At 73.4% G+C, this 17573-nt stretch carries 14 protein-coding genes and 2 pseudogenes; 9 read left to right on the forward strand and 7 right to left on the reverse strand.

Features of this window, described 5'->3' with window-relative positions; translation table 11 throughout:
- The first annotated feature begins 58 nt into the window (after nucleotides 1–58).
- Nucleotides 59–1588: an SDR family oxidoreductase gene (locus QQS16_RS05005; protein ID WP_286060395.1), complete on the forward strand. Its 1530-nt coding sequence runs from the start codon at nucleotides 59–61 to the stop codon at nucleotides 1586–1588.
- A 74-nt stretch (nucleotides 1589–1662) separates the two neighbouring features.
- Nucleotides 1663–2592, forward strand: a pseudogene (locus tag QQS16_RS05010) (deoxyribodipyrimidine photo-lyase); the annotation flags it as partial.
- A gap of 25 nt (nucleotides 2593–2617) precedes the next feature.
- On the opposite strand, the pseudogene QQS16_RS05015 reads toward QQS16_RS05010, so the two are convergent.
- Nucleotides 2618–2812, reverse strand: a pseudogene (locus tag QQS16_RS05015) (MerR family transcriptional regulator); the annotation flags it as partial.
- A 438-nt stretch (nucleotides 2813–3250) separates the two neighbouring features.
- On the opposite strand from QQS16_RS05015, the gene QQS16_RS05020 reads away from it, so the two are divergent.
- Nucleotides 3251–3691, forward strand: coding sequence for an SPW repeat protein (locus QQS16_RS05020; protein ID WP_286060396.1), 441 nt, complete (start codon nucleotides 3251–3253; stop codon nucleotides 3689–3691).
- A 99-nt stretch (nucleotides 3692–3790) separates the two neighbouring features.
- Here QQS16_RS05020 and QQS16_RS05025 read toward each other — a convergent pair whose 3' ends face one another.
- Nucleotides 3791–4537 (reverse strand): phosphotransferase, encoded by a 747-nt coding sequence (locus QQS16_RS05025; RefSeq protein ID WP_286060397.1) that lies wholly within the window; start codon nucleotides 4535–4537, stop codon nucleotides 3791–3793.
- A gap of 190 nt (nucleotides 4538–4727) precedes the next feature.
- On the opposite strand from QQS16_RS05025, the gene QQS16_RS05030 reads away from it, so the two are divergent.
- Complete coding sequence (locus tag QQS16_RS05030; RefSeq protein WP_286060398.1) at nucleotides 4728–4991, forward strand: GlsB/YeaQ/YmgE family stress response membrane protein; 264 nt, start codon at nucleotides 4728–4730, stop codon at nucleotides 4989–4991.
- 234 nt (nucleotides 4992–5225) lie between these two features.
- On the opposite strand, the gene QQS16_RS05035 is transcribed toward QQS16_RS05030, so the two are convergent.
- Complete coding sequence (locus QQS16_RS05035) at nucleotides 5226–6002, reverse strand: GNAT family N-acetyltransferase (RefSeq protein ID WP_286060399.1); 777 nt, start codon at nucleotides 6000–6002, stop codon at nucleotides 5226–5228.
- 105 nt (nucleotides 6003–6107) lie between these two features.
- On the opposite strand from QQS16_RS05035, the gene QQS16_RS05040 reads away from it, so the two are divergent.
- Nucleotides 6108–6593 carry a nucleoside deaminase gene (locus QQS16_RS05040; protein WP_286060400.1) on the forward strand — a complete coding sequence of 162 codons (486 nt, stop codon included), beginning with the start codon at nucleotides 6108–6110 and terminating at the stop codon, nucleotides 6591–6593.
- Between the two features lie 130 nt (nucleotides 6594–6723).
- Here QQS16_RS05040 and QQS16_RS05045 read toward each other — a convergent pair whose 3' ends face one another.
- Nucleotides 6724–7461 (reverse strand): chaplin, encoded by a 738-nt coding sequence (locus QQS16_RS05045; RefSeq protein WP_286060401.1) that lies wholly within the window; start codon nucleotides 7459–7461, stop codon nucleotides 6724–6726.
- A 268-nt stretch (nucleotides 7462–7729) separates the two neighbouring features.
- Here QQS16_RS05045 and QQS16_RS05050 point away from each other — a divergent pair, with 268 nt between their 5' ends.
- Together QQS16_RS05050 and QQS16_RS05055 are read left to right on the forward strand one after the other, a co-directional pair.
- Nucleotides 7730–9331 carry an alpha/beta hydrolase gene (locus tag QQS16_RS05050; RefSeq protein WP_286060402.1) on the forward strand — a complete coding sequence of 534 codons (1602 nt, stop codon included), beginning with the start codon at nucleotides 7730–7732 and terminating at the stop codon, nucleotides 9329–9331.
- A 321-nt stretch (nucleotides 9332–9652) separates the two neighbouring features.
- On the forward strand, nucleotides 9653–10750 hold the full coding sequence (locus QQS16_RS05055; protein WP_286060403.1) for a baeRF3 domain-containing protein: 1098 nt from the start codon (nucleotides 9653–9655) through the stop codon (nucleotides 10748–10750).
- Between the two features lie 197 nt (nucleotides 10751–10947).
- Here the strand turns inward: QQS16_RS05055 and QQS16_RS05060 are convergent, their stop codons facing one another.
- A complete protein-coding gene (locus QQS16_RS05060) occupies nucleotides 10948–11361 on the reverse strand; it encodes an SsgA family sporulation/cell division regulator (protein WP_286060404.1) in 414 nt (137 codons plus the stop codon).
- A gap of 457 nt (nucleotides 11362–11818) precedes the next feature.
- On the opposite strand from QQS16_RS05060, the gene QQS16_RS05065 reads away from it, so the two are divergent.
- A complete protein-coding gene (locus tag QQS16_RS05065; RefSeq protein WP_286060405.1) occupies nucleotides 11819–13249 on the forward strand; it encodes a PP2C family protein-serine/threonine phosphatase in 1431 nt (476 codons plus the stop codon).
- 25 nt (nucleotides 13250–13274) lie between these two features.
- Here QQS16_RS05065 and QQS16_RS05070 read toward each other — a convergent pair whose 3' ends face one another.
- Nucleotides 13275–14768 carry a DNA-binding protein NsdB gene (locus QQS16_RS05070; protein WP_286060406.1) on the reverse strand — a complete coding sequence of 498 codons (1494 nt, stop codon included), beginning with the start codon at nucleotides 14766–14768 and terminating at the stop codon, nucleotides 13275–13277.
- Between the two features lie 244 nt (nucleotides 14769–15012).
- Here QQS16_RS05070 and QQS16_RS05075 point away from each other — a divergent pair, with 244 nt between their 5' ends.
- Nucleotides 15013–16152 (forward strand): aminoglycoside phosphotransferase family protein, encoded by a 1140-nt coding sequence (locus tag QQS16_RS05075; RefSeq protein ID WP_286060407.1) that lies wholly within the window; start codon nucleotides 15013–15015, stop codon nucleotides 16150–16152.
- Between the two features lie 346 nt (nucleotides 16153–16498).
- Here QQS16_RS05075 and QQS16_RS05085 read toward each other — a convergent pair whose 3' ends face one another.
- On the reverse strand, nucleotides 16499–16996 hold the full coding sequence (locus QQS16_RS05085; RefSeq protein ID WP_286060408.1) for a glycosyltransferase family protein: 498 nt from the start codon (nucleotides 16994–16996) through the stop codon (nucleotides 16499–16501).
- Between the last annotated feature and the right edge of the window lie 577 nt (nucleotides 16997–17573).

Here is a 17573-nt window from a genome sequence, read left to right on the forward strand (position 1 = left end):
GGGCCGCCTGCGCGGAAGGGATCATCGTAGGCACCGACACCGTTGGGGAGCGAGGCCGATGAACACGGACGACTCAGGAGACGGGCCACGCTGCCTGGTGACCGGCGCCACGGGGTACATCGGCGGCCGGCTCGTCCCGGAACTGCTCGCCGAGGGGTACCGGGTGCGCTGTCTGGCCCGCTCCCCCGGCGCCCTGCGCGACCACCCGTGGGCGGGCGAGGTGGAGGCGGTGCGCGGAGACGTCACGGACGCCGCGTCGGTCGCGGCGGCGATGCGGGACGTCGACGTCGCCTACTACCTGGTGCACGCCCTGGGCACCGGCAGCGGCTTCGAGGAGACCGACCGCGCGGCGGCCCGGATCTTCGGCGAGCGGGCCCGCGCGGCCGGGGTGCGCCGGATCGTCTACCTCGGCGGTCTCGCCCCCGCGGGAGTGCCCGAGCGGGAGCTGTCGCCGCACCTGCGCTCGCGCGCCGAGGTGGGCCGCGTCCTGCTGGCGTCGGGCGTCCCGACGACCGTGCTGCGGGCCGCGGTCGTCATCGGCTCGGGCTCGGCGTCCTTCGAGATGCTCCGCCACCTCACCGAACGGCTGCCGGTCATGGTGACCCCGCGGTGGGTGCGCACCCGGATCCAGCCGGTCGCGGTCCGGGACGTGCTGCGCGTGCTGGTCGGCAGCGCACGCATGCCGAGCGAGGTGAACCGGACCTTCGACATCGGCGGGCCGGACGTGCTGACCTACCGGGACATGATGACGCGGTACGCCGCGATCGCCGGGCTCCCGCGTCGCGTGATCGTGCCCGTGCCGGTCCTCACCCCCGGCCTCTCCAGCCACTGGGTGGGGCTGGTGACCCCCGTGCCCCGGGGCATCGCCCGGCCGCTCACCGAGTCGTTGCGGCACGAAGTGGTGTGCCACGAACACGACATCGAGCGGTACGTGCCCGCCCCGCCCGGACACCCTCTCGGGTTCGACGAGGCCGTCCGGCTGGCACTGCGCCGCATCCAGGACGCGCAGGTCGCCACCCGCTGGTCGTCCGCCTCGGTCCCCGGCGCGCCGAGCGACCCGCTGCCCACCGACCCCGACTGGGCCGGCGGCAGCCTGTACACGGACCGCCGGGAGCTCACCGTGAACGCCTCCCCGGAGGCCCTGTGGCGGGTGATCGAGGGGATCGGCGGCGACAACGGCTGGTACTCCTTCCCGCTCGCCTGGGCGGTGCGGGGGTGGCTGGACCGGCTGGTGGGCGGGGTGGGCCTGCGCCGGGGGCGGCGGGACGCGGCCCGCCTGCGGGCGGGTGACTCGCTGGACTTCTGGCGCGTCGAGGAGATCGAGCCGGGGCGGCTGCTGCGGCTGCGGGCGGAGATGCGGCTGCCGGGCCTGGCGTGGCTGGAGATGTCCGCCGAGTCCGACAGCCGGGGCCGCACCCGTTACCGCCAGCGGGCCCTGTTCCATCCGCACGGGTTGCTGGGTCACGCGTACTGGTGGAGCGTCTCGCCCTTTCACTCCGTGGTGTTCGGCGGCATGGCCCGCAACATCGCGAAGGCCGCCGCCCGGGCACCGCTCACTCCCCCGAGTGAACGGGCATCCGCCCGCTGATCACCGCATCCGCCGAGGCGACCGGTCCCGAAGCAGCTCATCGTCACCTCCTCCTCGTCACCGGAGCGCGCGCCATGAACGTCTCGGTCGTCCTGTTCACCGCCGATCTGCGCCTGCACGACCACCCTCCACTGCGGGCGGCCGGTGAGGGGGGCCGCCAGGTGGTGCCGTTGTTCGTGCGCGACAGGGGTGTGGACCGGGCCGGCTTCGCCGCCGCCAACCGGCTGGCCTTCCTGACCGACTGCCTGCGGGACCTCGACACGGGGCTGCGCCGACGCGGTGGCAGGCTCGTGTTCCGGTCCGGGGACGTGGTGGACCAGGTGTGCAGGGTGGCGGCCGAGGCGGACGCCGACGAGGTCCACATGGCGGCCGACGTCTCCGGGTACGCGCGGCGGCGCGAGGAGCGTCTGCGCCGCGCCCTGGAGGGAGAAGGGCGGCGGCTGCACGTGCACGACACGGTGACCACGGCCGTCGCGCCCGGGGCGGCCACTCCGGCGTCGTCCGACCACTTCGCCGTGTTCACCCCGTACTTCCGCCAGTGGTCCGGTCAGCGCCTGCGCGAGACCCTCGCCCCTCCGCGTGCGGTCCACGTGCCGGACGGCGTCGGCTCGGAGCCGCTCCCCTCCCGCGACACCCTGCCGGGGGTGTCGCCGGGTCTGGCCCGGGGCGGTGAACCGGAAGGCAGGCAGCGCCTGTCGGTCTGGCTGCGGGGGCTGGTCGCCAGGTACGAGGACGGGCACGACGACCTCGCCGGTGACACCACCTCACGTCTGTCGCCGCACCTGCACTTCGGCTCCCTGTCCGCCGTCGAGCTGGTCCACCGGGCGCGCGGGACGGGCGGTCCCGGCGCCGAGGCCTTCGTACGGCAGCTGGCCTGGCGGGACTTCCACCGGCAGGTCCTCGCGGCCCGGCCGCACGCGGCCACCGCCGACTACCGCACCAAGCACGACCGTTGGCGCACCGGACGCACGGCCCGGACCCGATCGTCGGCCTGGCCGAGGGGCTCGCCCGCTTCAAGCGGGCTCGTGACCGGCACATCGTCTCCAGCAGGAGCACGTCCCGCGGTGTCCACCGGCGGTGGCTGCCCTCGACGCGGACCGCCGGACCGATGCCGTATCTGCGGTCCCAGGAGCGGAGCGTGGTCGGGGACACCCCGAGCCTGCGGGCGAGCGCCCCGGTGGTGAGCCCCACGTCCGGTTCCCGCACCCCCTCAAACTCGCTCATGCGGCGACTGTACGTGGCGGAATCAGTGCGAGTTGAGGACGGCGTCCCGTGCTCCCACGAGGTCGGACCCGGCCTGAGGAGTCGTCCTCATGAGCGCGCGACGGGCACCGGAGTCGTTCACCGACGCGGAACCGGCCCGCGCACCGACCTCGGGTGACGAAGCCTGCCCGCGTCCCCAACGCGGGGTGCCGCGCCTGGCGTTGCACGAGGACGGTCCCCGGACCGGAAGCAGTGAACGCAGCCACGGCCCGGCCGGAGCGCTGCCCGCGGAGAGTCACCCCCCGGGCTCTCCCGTCGCCCCGGGGAGGGACGGTGCTCCCCGGAGCGACGCGGAACCCTCTACACATAAAGGCTGAATAAGAGCAGAATGGGCTTACGCGGCGCTTACCGCATACCGCACCAGACGCGGTCGGGCCCGCTAGCCAAAGGAGACAAGTCATGGCCGATGTCTCGCACACCAGAGGTGACATCACCAGCCACCCGGATGCTTCGGAAATGCGGGCACGCTACGCCCGCATGCTCGGCGGACGCGATGTGGCGCTCGTGGACGGACCGGTCTTCCTGCTCGGTCTGTACTGCGCCGTGTCGCCCTGGATACTCCACTACACGACCAGTCAGCCCAGCCTCGTCGCCCACAACCTGATCCTGGGCATCGCCATCGGTCTGCTGGCCCTCGGATTCACCCGGGCCCCCGAGCGCATGTACGGCCTGAGCTGGGCCATGTGCGCACTGGGTGTGTGGATGATCGTCTCGCCCTGGATCGTCGGCGAGAACCCGGACGCCGGAGTCATCTGGAACAACATCATCATCGGCGCCCTGGCCGTGATCCTGGGACTGATGTGCATCGGTACGGCTGCGAGGAGCGCCCCCAGGGCATAGGAGCCGACGGAACGGAGCACGACGGAAGACGCGGCGGGGCCGGTCGGCGCAGCGCGGACCCGCCCGCCGAGCGCGCCGGCAGGGCTCGCACACCCGGCGTCAGCGCGGTGACGCGAGCCGGCTCCCCAGTTCGCGACGGTGGCCGTCGACCCACTCCCAGGCGCGGCGCACCTCGTCGACGGCCCCGGCCTCACGCAGGGCGACCATGGCGGGCGCCCCGCGCTCCGCCTCGCTCTCGATGCCCCGCCAACAGCGGTCCTGCCACCACAGGACCGTCTCGACGAGACCGTCCCGTCCGGTGAGCCCGTAGGCGTCGCAGATCAGCCGCATCCGGCGGGCCGCCTCCGGTACGTCGCTCACACCCGGCCCGAGGTCCAGGTACTGCCAGCACACGTGGGCGACGTCATGGACGCGCTCCCCCGGTGCGGCCAGGTCCCAGTCGATGAAGGCCAGCGGGCGCCGGACGTCACCGTCCACGGCGTACACGGTGTTCTTCGGGGCGAGGTCGTTGTGGCACACGACGTCGCGGTCCCCGGCCGGCGGTGTGCCGTGCGTCAGGTCGTGGAAGTCGCGTACGAGCCGGGCCACCCGGATCAGACAGTCGTCGGTGCGGGCGGCGGCGCGCTCCGCCGCGGTCAGCGCCGCGCGTCCCTCGATGTAGGAGAACATCTCCCGGCCCCGCTCGTCCGTTCCGAGGAACCGCGGGGCGCCCGGCCAGCCCCGCCGCTCGAACAGCGCGAGCAGGTCCCGTACCCGGTCCGAGCCGGCGGACGGCGTGCGCCGCACGCTCGCGCCGACCCGCACCACCTCGTTGACCGCGCCGCCACCGAGTACCGACTCCTCCACCCGCGGTCCGCCTCTCCCTCGCACTGCGCTTCGCAGCGTACGCGAGGGCGAGCCGGCCGTCCGGCAGGGCTTCGGGCGGGCACGGCCACCGCGTTTGGGCCCATGGGCGCGGCGGAGCCGGAGTGTCCCCGGCCGCAGGGGGCATACGCACGGATACGGGGGTCCTGACGAAGGACGAGGAGGGGCGGAGATGGAGATCGACGGCATCATCAGCGCCATCATCATCGGCATCGTCATCGGCATCCTGGGCCGGCTCGTGATCCCGGGACGCCAGCGCATCGGAATCCTGTGGACGATCGCCGTCGGCATCATCGCCGCGCTGATCGGCTCGGCGATCGCCGGCGCGTTCGACGTGGCCGACACCAAGGGCGTGGACTGGGTCGAGTGGCTGATCCAGATCGGCCTCGCCGCAGTCGGCGTGGCCGCACTGGACCGGGCGAAGGCACGCCGCTGACAGGTGTGACCGCGGGCACGGAGGCCGCAGGCGGCGGAGAGCAGCAGGCAGCAGGCAGAGGGCGGACGATCGGCATCGGAGGGTGACGCGCGCGGGTGCGGGGCACGCGGCGGGCGACCCACGACGAACGGCGCGCCGGCGAAAGAGCCGGCGCGCCGTTCGTGCGAGGTGACGCGCCACGGGTGAGACCTGGTGGTGCGCCGGCCCGCGCGGTCTCCCGTGTGCGCGGCGGGGTTACGGCACGTACACGTACGGCGTCGTCGTGGTCAGCGGCTGGAAGCCGAGGCGTTCGAGGATCGGGCGGCTCTGGCCGGAGGCGTCGACCTGGAGGTACCGGTAACCGCGGGCGACGGCGGCGCGGGCCCGGTGCGCGACGAGCGCGCGGTAGATGCCCCGGCCGCGCCATCCCTCGACGGTGCCGCCGCCCCACAGGCCCGCGAAGCGGGTGCCGGGGACGAGTTCCATGCGGGCGGCGCTCACCGGCGTGTCCCCGTCCAGCGCGACGACGGAGAGGACGGTGTCCGGGTCCTCCCGGAGCCGCGCGAGCAGCTGGTGCCGCAGCCGGGAGCTGTCGGTGCCGAACGCCTTCTCGTGGACGTCCGCGACGAGATCGACGCCGGCCGGGTCGGTGACCGCCAGGAGACGGATGCCCTCGGGCGGGTCGGCGTCCATCGTCAGGTCGGCGACCTCGCCGATCATCAGTGTCTCCTCCGGTTCGGCTGTGAACCCGGCCGCTCCGAGCCGCCGTCCGAGGTCCACGGGAACGTCGTGCCCGTAGAGCTTCCACTCGAACTCGTGGCCCAGAGCGGAGAAGCGGGCGATCTGCTCGGCTATCGCGGCGTCGGCGGACGCCTCGTCGAGGCGGGACCAGACCACCCCGTTCCAGCCCTGCGCGGAGGCGACCTGGCGCACCACACGCTCCGACCGTTCGATCCGGGCACCGGGGCCGTCCGGCTGCGCGCCCTCGCGCATGTCCCGGTCGTAGAGGGCGAGTACCGCGCTGTGATCCATGCGCTCACTCCACCATCCGCCCGCCCGGGCGGCAACGACGTTTACGGCCGCCCGCCCGCGCGCCTACGCTCAGGTCAAGATCAGCCCAGGGAAGGGGCGTACCCCATGGTCGTGCGGGACACCGACCTGCCTCATCTGCGCCGCTGCGTGGAGCTCGCGGCCGAGGCGCTGGAGGCCGGGGACGAGCCGTTCGGTTCGGTGCTGGTGGGAGGGGACGGCACGGTACTCGCCGAGGAGCACAACCGGGTGGCCTCCGGCGACCGCACCCGGCACCCCGAGTTCGCCCTGGCCCGCTGGTCCGCGGCCCGGCTGACACCCGGGGAACGGGCCGCCGCGACCGTGTACACGTCCGGCGAGCACTGCCCGATGTGCGCCGCCGCGCACGCCTGGGTCGGCCTGGGCCGCATCGTGTACGTGGCCTCCTCCGAGCAACTCGCCGCGTGGCTGGGTGAGTTGGGTGTCCCCGCGCCGCCGGTGCGGACGCTCCCCGTCCAGGAGGTGGCGCCCGGTGTGAAGGTGGCGGGTCCGGTACCCGAACTGGTCGAAGACGTACGCGCGTTGCACCGCCGCTTCCATCGCGCCGACGGCTGAACCGGCCGAGCCACAGCCGACGCGGGCCCGGCCCACGACCGAACGGAATCGGACCGGACCCGACCGAGGCGGACCGCACCGGCTACCGCACGCGCCCCTGGCAGCCGATCCGCGCCGGGCACGTACGGCGTCAGCGTCCCGCGTCCCGGCGCGCGCTTCCCGCAGGAGGACACGCCGCCGAGGGGCTGAAGCGCCGGTACACCGCCGCTCCGCCCAGCACCAGCGCCGCACCGCCCACGAGGGCGGGCACGGTCCCGTCGGCTCCGGTACGGGCGAGGGTGCCGGTGAAGTGCCCCGGCTCGGCCGGCCGCGGGGCGGGCGTCGTCGCCGCCGGCGGCGGCGTCGGCTCCGGGGCCCGCTTCACCGGAGGGCCGGGGCGGTCGTGGCCATCGGGTACGGTCGGCCGGTCCTGCGGGGTGTGCGCGGACTCGTTGCCCACGGCCGCGTCGCCGACACCCACCACGTTCACGCTGTTGCCGCTGACGTTCACGGGCAGCCGGACCGGGAGCTGCACCCCATTGCCGGAGAGCACGCCCGGCGCGTCCTGCCCGCCGCCGTCCGCGCTCGCTCCGCCGCCCGCGTCCGCGCTCGTCCCGCCCGGCGCCTCCGCCGACAGCCCGCGGCCCTCGCCGGCGCACCTGTTGCCGACCGCGGGGTTGAGCAGCCCGACCACGTTCACGGTGTTCCCGCACACGTTCACCGGCACCTGTGCCGGGAGCTGGACGGTGTTGCCGGAGATCAGTCCCGGCGAGCCCGCCGCGGCCCCGCCGGCCACGGAGTCGGCGAACGCCGGCGCGGCCATCGCCATCGCCATCGCGCCGGAGCAGGCGGCGACGGCCATCATCCCGTTTCGGGTCACCCGTCTCATGGGTCCCTGCCTTCCAGACATGGTCGCGGGCACGCGCCCGCACCGGATAAAACGCGGGCGAACCATCAGAGTTATGGCTTATCGGCCTTTCACCCCATCGAGTGTCATGACGATCGAACCGGCGGTAAAATCCTCGGGCGCGGTGAGCGGGCAGAGAGTAGGGCAGGCGCCGGGATCCCGCTCGCCCGCAGGCGGGTCCCGCGAGGTCCGCCTATCGTGATCCAGGGCGCCGCTTCCTGGTCCGCGACGGGCGCCTTTGGAGGCATTGATGCTGGCCAAGCTGTCGCCGCGGCCCACGGCCCGGCGCTGCGCGATCGCCTCGGCGGCCGGGCTGGCGCTGCTCGGAGCGGGGCTCCCGGCGGCGTCGCCGGACGGTTCCGAGCCGGATCTGTCACGGTTCTACCGTCAGAAGGTGACCTGGCGGAAGTGCGAGGGCATGGAGATGCCCAAGGATCTCCAGTGCGGGAAGGTCACCGTCCCCCTCGACTACGCGAAACCGCGCGGGCCCACCCTCGACCTGGCCCTCGCCCGGTACCGGGCGACGGTGAAGTCCCGTGGTTCGGTGGTGCTGAACTTCGGCGGTCCGGGCGGCGCCGGCGTCGGCGAACTCGCGGGTGGGGCAGAAGACTTCATGGGCCTCACGGACGGCTACGACGTGGTGTCCTTCGACCCCCGGGGCGTGGGCAGGTCCTCGCCGGTCAGCTGCGGCGACGACGCCGAGCAGTCCGTCCTGGTGACGGCCCAGGACTCGGAGATCACCGCTGATCCGCGGGCCGTACTGGACCGGATACGCGAGGCCGCCGCCACGTGCGCGAAGCACTCCGGGCCCGTCCTCCCGCACATCGGCACCGTGAACGCCTCCCGCGACCTGGACGTGATGCGCCAGGCCCTCGGCGACAAGAAGCTCAACTACCTCGGTTTCTCGTACGGAACCCGGCTCGGCGCGGTGTACGCGGCCCAGTTCCCCAAGAAGGTCGGCCGGTTCGTGCTCGACGGCGTGGACACCCTGACCGAACCGCTGTCCGAGCAGGGTGTGGCGGGAGCGGCGGGACAGCAGCGGGCGCTCGAGGACTTCCTCGACTGGTGCGTGAAGGACATCGCCTGCCCGTTCGGCACGGACGCGCGCTCGGCCCGGGAGGAGGTCGTACGGCTCGTGGAGTCGCTCGACGAGGACCCGGTGCCGACGGACTTCGGCGGGGAGTTCACCGGGCAGGATCTGGTGGGAGCCATCGGACAGGCCCTCTACAGCGAGGACCTGTGGCCCACGCTGGAGCGGGCGCTGGCCTCGCTCGTCGAGGACGGGGACACCCGGGCGCTCCTCGGGCTCTCCGGCGGCCGGTCGGGGTGGCGGGGGTCCGGCCTCCGAGCCGGTGCCGGTGCCGGTGCGAACGGCGGTCTGGTCGACCCGGAGGAGGTGCCCCTCGACAATCTTCCGGCGGCGCTGATGGCGATCAACTGCGCGGACGATCCCGACCGCCCCGGCGCCGACCGGATCTCCCGGGACCTCGGCCGGCTGCGCGCCGCGTACGAGGAGGCCTCCCCGGTCTTCGGCCGCTACCGGCTCATCGAGTACCTGATGTGCTACGGCCGCCCCAAAGGCACCGACTTCATCCGCGAGAAGGTGCGGGACGTCCGCGCTCCGAAGATGCTCCTCGTGGGCACGCGCGGCGATCCGGCGACGCCGTACCGCTGGACCGTGCAGACGGCTCGGCGGCTCGGCGACTCGGCCGTGGTGCTCGACAACAGGGACGAGGGACACACCGGGTACGCGTCCTCCACGTGCGTGCACGGGAAGGTCGACGCGTTCCTCCTGTACGGCTCGCTCCCGCCCGACGGCAGCTCCTGCGGCCCCGAGAGCGACCGGGACTGACACACACCCGGCCCGCCCGACGCCCAGGCGGGCGGGCCGGCACCGGCTGGACGGGCCGGCACCCGGCAGGGCGAGGCCGTACTCCTCGCGCGGCCGGGCGGATCGGGGCGCACGGATCACGGGCGCACGGTCCCGGACGGCTCGGCGTGCGGCGCGGCCTCGGGGCAGTCGTCATGCAGGGCGATCTCCGGTCCGGCCCGCACCAGCCATCGGGCACCAGCCATCAGGCATCAGGCATCAGGAGCGGCAGATCCGAGCCGCTCACCGCACACCCGCATTGCCCCAAATGCCCTGTCCCCGATTCGGTCCTATGGTGCTCATATGGAGTACGCACTCAGCCCCGCGGCCCTCAGCGAACTGCGCCGCCCGCGCCCCTATCCCGCGGTGTCCGTGCTGACGCCCACGCACCGCCGCGGACCCGACAACGCCCAGGACCGGCTCCGCCTGCGCAACGGGGTGGCCGAGGCAAAGCGGATGCTGGAAGCCGATCCCGCCGTCCTCCGGGAGCGCCGCCTGGACGTCGCCCGGCAGCTCGACCAGGCCCTTTCCGAGGTCGACCTGGCACACGCCGAGGACGGCCTGGTGATCTTCGCCGCTCCGGGGGAGCACCATGTGTGGTCGCTGGCCCGGCCCGTGCCCGAACGCGTGGTGCTCTCCGACACCTTCCTGACCCGCAACCTGGTCTCCGCACAGGCCGCCGGGCGTCCCTTCTGGGTGCTGTCGGTCTCCGCGGACCGCGCCACGCTGTGGAGCGGAGGCACCGACCGGGTCGCCGAGGCCCGCACCGGCGGTTTCCCGCTGACCAGGAGCCGGGACAACTTCGACGCCGAACGCCGGCAGCGGATCGGCGACCCGCCCAGCACCTTCCGCGACGAGGACACCCGCCGGTTCCTGCGCGAGGCGGACGCCGCGCTGGCCGCGGTGCTGCGCGTGGACGACCGTCCGCTGTACGTCACCGGTGAGCCCGCCGCGCTGTCACTGCTGGCCGAGGTGGGCGGGGCCACCAGGGACGCCGTCCACATCGCGCACGGCGGCCTGGCCCACGGCACCCCCGAGACCGCGTGGCAGGCGGTCCGGCCACTGATCGCCGCCGAAGCCCGCCGGACCACCGACTCCGTGGCGCGGGCACTCGAGACGGCCCGTGGGCGCCGGGCCTTCGCGGCCGGCGTCGACGAGCTGCGGCAGAGCGCCCGCGAGGGCCGGGTGCGGCTGCTGGCCGTCGAGGAGAACTACCGGGTGACGGTGCGCGACGACGACGGCGACCACCTGATCCCGGCCGCGAGCGGCGACCTCGACGCCCGCGAGGACATCGTGGACGAGATCGTCGAACAGTGCCTGGAGACCGGCGCCGAGGTCCGGTTCGTACCGGACGGCGCCCTGGCCGACGTCGAGGGCATGGCGGCGGTGCTGCGGTACTGAGCACGACGGGGCGGCGCGGGGCCGTACCGCGGCGCCGGGACGGGCGCTCACCGCGGCGACCGGACCGCGCCCGCGCGCCCCACGCCGAACGGCGTACGCGTGTTGCCGGCCGGCCTCCCGGACAGTCGTCGGTCCCGCCCCACGCCCGGAGCCGTATCCCGGCGGGGACGACCGGCCCGCTCCGGCTCCCACCCCGGTCACACCCCGTCGAACAGGGAGCCCAGCCCGCGCTCGACGACCGCGGCGAGGTCCTCCTGTCCGGCGCCCACCACCGCGTACGTCCGCAGCAGGAAGCGGCGCAGGGCGGAGGTGTCGAAGCGGAGCAGGGCCAGGCCGTACGGCGAGTGGAACTCCAGGACGGTGCGGGCCCGGCCGCACGGCCAGATGTGCACGTCACCGCTCCCGGCCGGACCGGCCAGGCCCTCCTCCAGCAGCGCGCGGGCGAAGGTCCAGGTGACCTCCTCACCGTCCAGGGAGACCTCGGGCGGGAAGTCGAGGTGCACCGCCAGGGGATCCGCGGCGGTGTAGCGGAACAAGGCGGGAACGGGCAGCTCCCGGTCCCGGGCGATGATCAGTCGGGCGCGGGCGGGCTGCTCCAGAGTGACGTCCATGGTCGGTCTCCACTGCCGGTAAGAGGTCGGCCGTTGTGCCGCTGCCTCTTCTACGACCCTCGAAGGGCCGCTCGGATTACGCCGAACCCGGAAGAAGTTGATGTGACCTGGGTCACTTTGGCCGATCCGCCCCCATCACCCTCCCCCCACCCACGCCCTCTGGCACGGCCCGATCGGGCTGTGCCACACTCCCTGGAACACAGGGCCGTCGAACACATGACTGAATGCCCGTCAGTTGTTCGTCATTTGGCCAAGTCCTGTACAGCGCCTGCGACTTGACTTACCGGCACCTCGCGTCCGGCGCGCGGTGCGACCGCTCCCTGAAGACTGTGGCATATGCCAGAAGCACCACCGTGCCGTCTGTTGCCAAATCCCTTACAGCCCGTCGCGGGCTGTGCGACAGTCGTAACGGTCCTTCCGCCCGCTTTGGTCGTACCGTCCCGCATCGGAGTGCGTCATGCCGTCCCCCCTCTCTGCGGACCGCCCACCCGCCCAGCCGCCAGGACGCGGTTCGGTCGATGCGCTCATATCGCAGGCGCGACGGCTCAAGGGCGACGTGGACGCCGTACGGCGGGACACCCAGCAGGACGACGCCGACCCGCAGGACCGGTGGCAGCGCGCGCTGTGCGACCTCGCGCTACACCAACTCGACGACCTGGACGGGCACTTGGCGCAGCTGCGGGACGGCCCGCCGCCCGTGCCCGCGCCCGGCGAGGCGGCGCCCGCCGCCCGGACCGTGCCGCCCGCTCCCCGGCGCGGCTCGCTGCTCAGCCGGGTCGGCAGCGCGGAGTGGAACCTCCTGACGGACGAGGCCAGTTGGTCCGGCGAGCTCTACCAGATCCTGGGCCGCGACCAGGCCGCTCCCCCGCTGACCCTCGACGAGCTGCCGTCCCTGGTGCTCGACGAGGACCGGCCGAAGCTGACGGCGTTGGTCACCGACTGCCTCGTCGACGCCAAGCCCATCGACGGGGAGTTCCGCGTCGTACGCCCGGACGGCGACGTACGGACCGTGCACATGATGGGCGAGCCGGTGCTCGACACCGACGGAAGCACCGCGTCGATGTGGGCGGTGCTGCGGGACGTCAGTGAACTGCGGCGCAGCCAGCGGGCGGTGAACGAGACCCGTGACTCGTTACAGCGCCACCGGCACCGCGCGCAGACCGAGCACCGGCTCGCGGTCGAGCTGCAGGAAGCCGTGCTGCCGCCGTGGCGCGGCTCCCTACGGCTCCCGCACCAGGGCCCCGACAGCCTGGACCTCGCGGCCCACTACCTGCCGTCGTCGACGAGCGCCCTGATCGGCGGCGACTGGTACGACGCGCTGGAACTCGCCGACGGCGAGACCCTGCTCAGCGTCGGCGACCTCACCGGCCACGGAGTCGCCGTGACCTCGGGCATGGCGACCCTGCTGGGCGCCGTCCGCGGCATGGCCATGGCCGGTACCCAGCCGGGCCAGCTGATGACCTGGCTCAACCAGTTGCTCGACGCCACCGTGCAGCCCGCGCTCGGCAGCGCGGTCTGCTGCCGCTACCGGCCCGGTACCCGCACCCTGGTGTGGGCGCAGGCCGGACACCCCGCCCCGCTGCTGTTCCGCGACGGGACGGGGCGCCGGCTGCACGCGCCGGCCGGCGTCCTGCTCGGGGCGACCTCCGGTGCCTCCTACGAGCAGGCCGAAGAGACCCTCGACGCGGGCGACCTGCTGCTGCTGCACACGGACGGGCTGGTGCCCGGGCACAGCGGCACCGAGGCCGTGAACCGTCTCCTCGGCCTGGCTCCGCGATTCGGCGGGGCGCGTACCGCCCAGGAGTGCGTACGGGCGGTCGTGGAGGAGTTCGGCGAGGCGGAGCGCGAGGACGACGCCTGCGTGCTCATCGCCAGGGTGACGCGCTGACCACGGCGGGATGCCTGACGGGGGCTCACGCGGGTGCGGTGTGGCCGCCCCTGCCCTTGGGTTTGGGCAGCGCCAGCCTGATCTCCTCCCGCAGTTCGCTGATCTTGGGGTAGCCGGAGTACTGGGCGGTGAGCCGGTACATCTGGCGCAGCCGGTCCCAGGTGCGGTGGGAGGAGTTGGAGCCCATCGACACCAGGGCGAGCCGGGCGTACCGGTCGGCCTGCTCGGGGTCGTCGGCGATGAAGCAGGCGGAGGCCATGGACAGGAAGTCGAAGATCTTCGACCGTTGCCGTCCGTCGACCCTGAGGGCCAGGGCCTTCTCCGCGTAGTGCTGGGCGTGCACGGCCGCGCCCGGCTCGTGCTCCGCCAGCGTGCGGTACGCCAGAGCCTGCATGCCGTACAGGTCCTCCTCCTTGAAGGTCTGCATCCAGCTCGGCGAGGGCACGTCGGCGCGGTCGGAGACGAAGAGGTCCTCCGCCCGGCCGAGGGTGCGGCGCATGGCCTGGCCCTTGCCCATGGACGCCTGGGCCCAGGCCTCGATGGTGTAGAGCATCGCCCGGGTCCGCGGCAGCACCTCGTCGCCGGAACCGGACTGGGCGAGCTTCATCAGGTCGAGCGCGTCGTCGGGCCGGCCCAGGTGCACCATCTGGCGAGCCGCCCGGGACAGCGCCTCCCCGGCGCGGGGCCGGTCGCCGCCCTCTCTCGCGGCATGCGCGGCGATGACGAAGTACTTCTGGGCCGTGGGCTCCAGGCCGACGTCGTGCGACATCCAGCCCGCGAGGACGGCGAGGTTGGCGGCGACGCCCCACAGGCGCCGCTGGAGATGGTCGGGGTGCCGGTAGGCGAGCATGCCACCCACCTCGTTGAGCTGGCCCACGACCGCCTTGCGTTGCAGCCCGCCGCCGCGGGCCGCGTCCCAGGCCCGGAACACTTCGACGGAGCGCTCCAGCTCCTCGATCTCCTGCGACCCGATGGGGGCGGCCTCGTAGCGGTCGAACCCCGCGGGGTCGGCGTGCAGGGGGTCGTCGTACTGGGGAGCGTCGGCGGTCAGGGCCGGATCGGTGTGCAGCCAGTCGTACATGGCACTGCTGAGGGCTGAGCCCGCGGCGAGCGCGGCACCCGCGCCCACCAAGCCGCGTCGGTTGAGCATGAGGTCCATTCCCGTGAATTCGGTGAGGACCGCAGCAGTCCGCTCGGGCGCCCACGGCACACCGTCGGGATGTTCCGCACTCCCGTCGCGTGGCCGTTTCCCCGCACGCCCGTGCCGGACCAGACCGAGGTCCTCGATGGTCACGACACGGCCGAGACGCTCGGTGAACAGAGCCGCCAGCACCCGTGGCACCGGATCACGCGGGATCTCTCCCGTGTCGATCCAACGCCGCACCCGTGAGGTGTCGGTCGCCAGCTGGGGGTGGCCCATGGCCGCCGCCTGCTTGTTGACCAGTCTCGCGAGTTCGCCCTTGGACCAGCCGGCCAGGCCGAACAGGTCCGCGAGACGGGTGTTGGGTTGTCCGCTCACATCAAGCCCCCAGGAACTCGGCTGAGTTGACAGTAGCCCGGTGAGAGTTGCCGGGCGACTATTCGCCAGGGTTCGCCAGGGCACGCCAGATGGTGTGCCAGTGGGCGTCGGGTGTCAGGTAGGAACGCGCCACCCCGACCCGGTCGCCTTCAGCGACAAGGGACGCATTCCCCAGGGTGTATCCGGGGCACCGGGCCGGGCGGCGCACTGTCGTCGCAGGTACACGAAGGGATCTGTCTCGCCCATGTACACAGCATCGTCCTCCGTGTCCGCCCCACCCCGGTCGCTGCACGCCCGCCCGGCGGGCGGCGGCCCCTACCTCGACCCCGCACGTCCGACTGCCCCCGTGCTCGGTCCGGGCAGGGCACGGCGTGTTCCGGGGCTCGGCACCCAACCGCTCAGCGGGAGACTCGACTTGTCCGGCCCTCAGGGCGCCCAGCTGCGCACGGCGATCGCGTCGGTGCACCGGATCTGCCCGGAGTTCGCCCCGGTGCAGGTGCTGCGCCGCAGCGGCCGCTCCGTGCTCCTGGTCGGCACGACAGGACGCAGCACCGCCGTCGCCAAGTGTTTACTGGACCACTCACCCGCGTGGGCCGAGCGGATCCGGCACGAGATAGCCGCGTACCGCTCGTTCGTCCGGCACCGCCCTCCGGTGCGGGTGCCGAGGCTGATCGCGGCGGACCCGGACAACTGCACCCTCGTCATCGAGCGGATGCCCGGCCGCGTGGCGGCCCTGCAACGGCACCCGACCGAGGCCCCGCCCCGCGCGGACATCAGGGCGGCACTCGGCGCGGTCTGCCGGCTCAACTCCTGGCGCCCCCCGGCGGGCACCTTCGACGCCCCGCTGGACTACGCGACGCGCATCAACCGGTACCACGAGCTGGGGCTGCTCACCGACCGGGATCTGGGCGACCTCCAGAAGCTGCTGCACGGCATCGCCGCGACCGTGGGCCGGCAGGGCATGGGCCAGTTCTGCCACGGTGACGCGCTCCTGTCCAACATCCTCCTGTCCCCGGCCGGTCCGGTGCTGGTGGACTGGGAGCACGCCGGCTGGTACCTGCCGGGGTACGACCTGGCGACCCTGTGGTCGGTCCTCGGGGACGCCCCGGTGGCCCGGCGGCAGATCAGCCAGATCGCCCAGTCGGCGGGTCCGGCCTCGCGGGACGCGTTCCTGGTGAACCTGATGCTCGTGTTGACCCGGGAGATCCGTACCTACGAGATGGCCGTACAGCGTTCGATGCACGACACGACCCCGGTCGCACCGGGAGCGGCCCACCCCGGTGCCGCGCCGTCCGGCGAGGAACAGCGGCTGCTGCTGAGGCGGCTGCACGACGACTGCCAGCTGGCCCGCCGGGCCGTGCGCGCGGCGGTCGGCACTCGCTGACGGGGACGACGGTCCGCGGTGCGCCCACCCGAGGTGGCGTGCGCCGCGGGCCTTCGTAGGTCCGGGCCCGGGCGGGCGGTCACCGGAACGGCGTATCCGGCATCCGGCGGACCTGCCGGTCCAGGCGCTGCCGCCGCTGCCGTACCGGCTGCTCGAAGGGCAGACATACGCGGTCGGTGCCCAGGTGCCGCGGTACCGGGCGAGTCTCCTACGCGGTCACCTTCAGCACCGACTCGCACCGGGTCGTGGTGGGCGAGGACCGGTACGACGGGATCCGGTTCGCCCACCGGCCGGCGTTCGTGCGCGCCGCGGACGTACGGGTGGAGCCGTCGGCCGGGTGGTGGCCTCAGCCCTGCTGGAAGAGCTCCGCCGGGAGCGGCTTCAGCAGGGCGTACAGGTCGTCGGTGATGGGGCGGTCCCAGGCGGCGATGGTCACCAGGACGTTGTCGCTGCGGTCGAACTGCACGCAGGAGATCCGGCTCTCGGAGAGCTTGAGGCGGCGCACGATCAGCAGGTTGTCGCCCTGCATCACCGGCATGTCCTCGGTGCCGACGACGGTCACGTCCTCGTCGTTCTCCAGGGCCAGCAGAAGCTGTCCGACCTCGAACGGGATCTCGCCCTCGGCGATGTCGCGGGCCGGGGAGCCCTCCGGCAGATTGCCGATGATCATCGCGGGGCCACGGCCGCCGAACAGGTCGTACCGCAGGTACAGGCCCTGGCAGCTGCCGTCGGGGGCGGGAAGCAGGCCGGCGTTCAGATTGCCGGGCCAGTCGCTCGGGTCCATGGCCAGGACGTCGAAGTCGGGCCCGGCGGGAGTGGCACTGCGGCGGCGGAGGAACGACATGCCGCCATGGTACGTGCCCGGGGCCGCGCGTGACGTGCGGGCGGCCCCGGAAAACGGGCTGTCCACGGCAGCCGCACCCAGACACCGCGACGGTGGCGTTTCACGGTGGCGGCCCACCCGGGCCGGGTGCCGCGGGACACCGTGCACCCGCCACGGCCGACGCGGCACCGGCACCCACCACGGCGACGTGGCACCGGCATCCGCCCGGCCGGTGCGGAGCCATGCCCCGTGACAGCCGGCGCGAAGCCACGACCCGCCAGGGCCGGCGCGGGTCACGCGAGCCGTCACAGCCCCTGCGGAGCCGGCAGCCAGCACAGACGGCGAGTCCCACGACCCGCCACAGCCGATACGCGCCCCGTGAAGCCGCACAACCCCTGCGGCGCCCGCAGCCGGCCCCAACCGGGGCCAAGCCACGACCCGCCACAGCCGATACAGGCCAACAGCCGATACGCGCCCCGTGAACCCGCACCGCCCCCGCGGAGTGCGCGGTCAGGCACACCGGTGTGAAGCCACGACCTGTCACGGCGGATGTGGGCCAGGGACCCCGTCGCGGTCCATGTCGGCCCGCCCGGAAGTC

This window comes from Streptomyces sp. ALI-76-A (genome assembly GCF_030287445.1).
Lineage (GTDB): Bacteria > Actinomycetota > Actinomycetes > Streptomycetales > Streptomycetaceae > Streptomyces.

What these genes read in the sequence shown, in the direction of transcription:
- QQS16_RS05005 (WP_286060395.1), top strand. Translation starts at nt 59, where the DNA reads ATGAACACGGACGACTCAGGAGACGGGCCACGCTGCCTGGTGACCGGC.
- QQS16_RS05020 (WP_286060396.1), top strand. Translation starts at nt 3,251, where the DNA reads ATGGCCGATGTCTCGCACACCAGAGGTGACATCACCAGCCACCCGGAT.
- QQS16_RS05030 (WP_286060398.1), top strand. Translation starts at nt 4,728, where the DNA reads ATGGAGATCGACGGCATCATCAGCGCCATCATCATCGGCATCGTCATC.
- QQS16_RS05035 (WP_286060399.1), bottom strand. Translation starts at nt 6,002, where the DNA reads ATGGATCACAGCGCGGTACTCGCCCTCTACGACCGGGACATGCGCGAG.
- QQS16_RS05040 (WP_286060400.1), top strand. Translation starts at nt 6,108, where the DNA reads ATGGTCGTGCGGGACACCGACCTGCCTCATCTGCGCCGCTGCGTGGAG.
- QQS16_RS05045 (WP_286060401.1), bottom strand. Translation starts at nt 7,461, where the DNA reads ATGAGACGGGTGACCCGAAACGGGATGATGGCCGTCGCCGCCTGCTCC.
- QQS16_RS05050 (WP_286060402.1), top strand. Translation starts at nt 7,730, where the DNA reads ATGCTGGCCAAGCTGTCGCCGCGGCCCACGGCCCGGCGCTGCGCGATC.
- QQS16_RS05055 (WP_286060403.1), top strand. Translation starts at nt 9,653, where the DNA reads ATGGAGTACGCACTCAGCCCCGCGGCCCTCAGCGAACTGCGCCGCCCG.
- QQS16_RS05060 (WP_286060404.1), bottom strand. Translation starts at nt 11,361, where the DNA reads ATGGACGTCACTCTGGAGCAGCCCGCCCGCGCCCGACTGATCATCGCC.
- QQS16_RS05065 (WP_286060405.1), top strand. Translation starts at nt 11,819, where the DNA reads ATGCCGTCCCCCCTCTCTGCGGACCGCCCACCCGCCCAGCCGCCAGGA.
- QQS16_RS05075 (WP_286060407.1), top strand. Translation starts at nt 15,013, where the DNA reads ATGTACACAGCATCGTCCTCCGTGTCCGCCCCACCCCGGTCGCTGCAC.
- QQS16_RS05085 (WP_286060408.1), bottom strand. Translation starts at nt 16,996, where the DNA reads ATGTCGTTCCTCCGCCGCCGCAGTGCCACTCCCGCCGGGCCCGACTTC.